2 protein-coding genes are annotated in these 2,042 nt (G+C 70.8%); one reads left to right on the top strand and one right to left on the bottom strand.

The window, feature by feature from the left end; translation table 11 throughout:
* Nucleotides 1-204: 204 nt before the first annotated feature.
* On the bottom strand, nucleotides 205-984 hold the full coding sequence (locus tag LDO26_RS18090) for an SDR family oxidoreductase (RefSeq protein ID WP_232132485.1): 780 nt from the start codon (nucleotides 982-984) through the stop codon (nucleotides 205-207).
* Between the two features lie 98 nt (nucleotides 985-1,082).
* On the opposite strand from LDO26_RS18090, the gene LDO26_RS18085 reads away from it, so the two are divergent.
* Entirely contained in the window at nucleotides 1,083-1,994 is a 912-nt protein-coding gene (locus LDO26_RS18085; RefSeq protein WP_232132484.1) for a LysR family transcriptional regulator, read from the top strand.
* The last annotated feature ends 48 nt before the right edge of the window (nucleotides 1,995-2,042 follow it).

Below are 2,042 nucleotides of genomic sequence, written 5' to 3'. Positions count from 1 at the left end.
TTCCCGTAACGACATCGTCGACACCTCCTGCCACGGCATCGCCTGCTCCTGTTGGGCTTCGATGCTGCAGCTTGAATGTGTCCACCATGTCCCCGAACACCTGTCCACCATGTGGCCGGGCCATACACCCGCATGCGGGAGAGGGGCAACCACGCAAGTGAGTGTTCGTGCTAATCAGGTACCGTCATGCCTGCTTCGTCGTGCCTACTTCGTCGTGTAGCCGCCGTTGATCAGGATCGTCTGGCCGGTGATCCACCAGCCCTCGCTGACCAGGTGGCGGACGAACGGCGCGACGTCCTCGACGTCGGTCAGCCCGGTGCGGCTGAACGCCGACAGCGCCGCCGCCGAGCGGTGATATGCGACCGCTTCCTCGCCTTCCTGGCCGTAGAAGAACGGCGTGTCCATCGGGCCGGGGCCGACCGCGGTGACCGAGATCCCGCGCGCGCCGAACTCCTTCGCCGCGGCGCGGGTGAAGTGCTCGACCGGCGCCTTCGCGCCCGCATAGGCGGCGTAGAACGGGGTGAACGCGCCGAGCAGCGAGGTCACCAGGGTCAAGACCTTGCCGTTGTCCGCGACCTTCCTGCCGGCCTCCTGCAGGAAGAAGAACGCCGACTTGGCGTTGACGTCGAACATGTGGTCGTACTCGGCCTCGCTGACGTCGACGATCGGCTTCTTCAGCACCATGCCGACGGTGTTGATGGCGATGTCGACGTGGCCGAAGGCCGCGAGGCCGGCGTCGAACAGCGCCGCGACGGCCTGCGGCCTGGTCAGGTCGCCCTCGAACGTCGCGCCCTTCGCGCCGGCGGCCTCCACCGCGCGCACGGTCTCCGCGGCGTCCTCGCGCGAGCGCGCGTCGTGGTGGTGCACCAGGACGCCGGCGGCGCCATGTTCGGCAAGGTCGCGGGCGATCAGGCCGCCCAGGTTCTTCGCGCCACCGGCGATCAGCACGGTCTTGCCGCGCAGGGAATGGTCGATCGTGCCCATGTCGTGCTCCTGTGTGTCGGGAGCGCCAGTTGACCGCGATCGATTGCTCGGATAAACCGGATGAATCCTCAATTTCAATTCGGATATACCGAACAATCATGGACCTGTTGCGCCATCTCGCCCTGTTCCGGCGTGTCGCCGACTGCGGCAGCTTCAGCCGCGCGGCAGAGCTGGAGGGCATTGCGCCGTCGTCGCTGTCGGCCGCGATCCGGCAGCTGGAGCGACACCTCGGCACATCGCTGTTCCAGCGCACCACGCGGCGGGTCCGGCTCAGCAGCGATGGCGGCCTGCTGTACGCACGCAGCGCCGGGCTGCTGGCCGAGGCGGACGCGGTCGCGCAGCTGTTCCGCGCCGGCGACGGCCTGGCTGGGCTGCTGCGGGTCGAGGTGCCGGCACGGATGGCGCGGCGGCTGCTGGCGCCCGCGCTGCCCGGCTTCCTCGCGGCCCATCCCGGCGTCGCGATCGACCTGGGCGGCAGCGACCGCATCAGCGACCCGGTCGGCGACGGCATCGACTGCGTGCTTCGGGTCGGGCCGCTCGGCGACGTCGACCTGGTCGCGCGCCCGCTGGGCCGCCTGCGCCAGGCCAGTTGCGCGGCGCCCGCGCTGCTGCAGCGCCACGACCCGGTGGTCGATCTGGACGCGATCGCCGCGCTGCCGGCGGTGCAGTTCGGACAGGGCGCACCCGGCCGCGCCGAGGACTGGGAATTCGACACCGCCGACGGCATCGTGGTGCGGCCGATGCGTGGCCGGGTGCGCGTCGGCAACGCCGAGACCTACATCGCCTGCGCGCTGGCCGGGCTCGGCGCGATCCAGGTGCCCCGCTACGACATCGCCGACCTGCTGGACGCCGGTCGCTTGGTCGAGCTGTTGCCGGCCACGCCGCCGCCGGCGCTGCCGGTCACGGTGCTGTATCCGGCGCCGCAGCGCGGTTCGCGGCTGCTGCAGGTCTTCGTCGACTGGCTCGCGGCGCAGCTCGCGCCGTTCGTGGAGGACGGGTCGGCCCCGTAGGTCGGCGCTTTGCCGCCGACGGGCGCGCTCGGGAAAGCCCCGTCGGCG

Origin of the sequence: Proluteimonas luteida, from assembly GCF_021191695.1 — a bacterium.
Taxonomy (GTDB): Bacteria; Pseudomonadota; Gammaproteobacteria; order Xanthomonadales; family Xanthomonadaceae; genus Luteimonas; species Luteimonas luteida.
The sequence above is the reverse complement of the archived record's forward strand: the minus strand, read 5'-3'. Positions and strand labels throughout refer to the sequence as shown.

Coding starts and splice junctions, on each gene's coding strand:
- LDO26_RS18090 (WP_232132485.1), bottom strand. CDS start 984: ATGGGCACGATCGACCATTCCCTGCGCGGCAAGACCGTGCTGATCGCC.
- LDO26_RS18085 (WP_232132484.1), top strand. CDS start 1,083: ATGGACCTGTTGCGCCATCTCGCCCTGTTCCGGCGTGTCGCCGACTGC.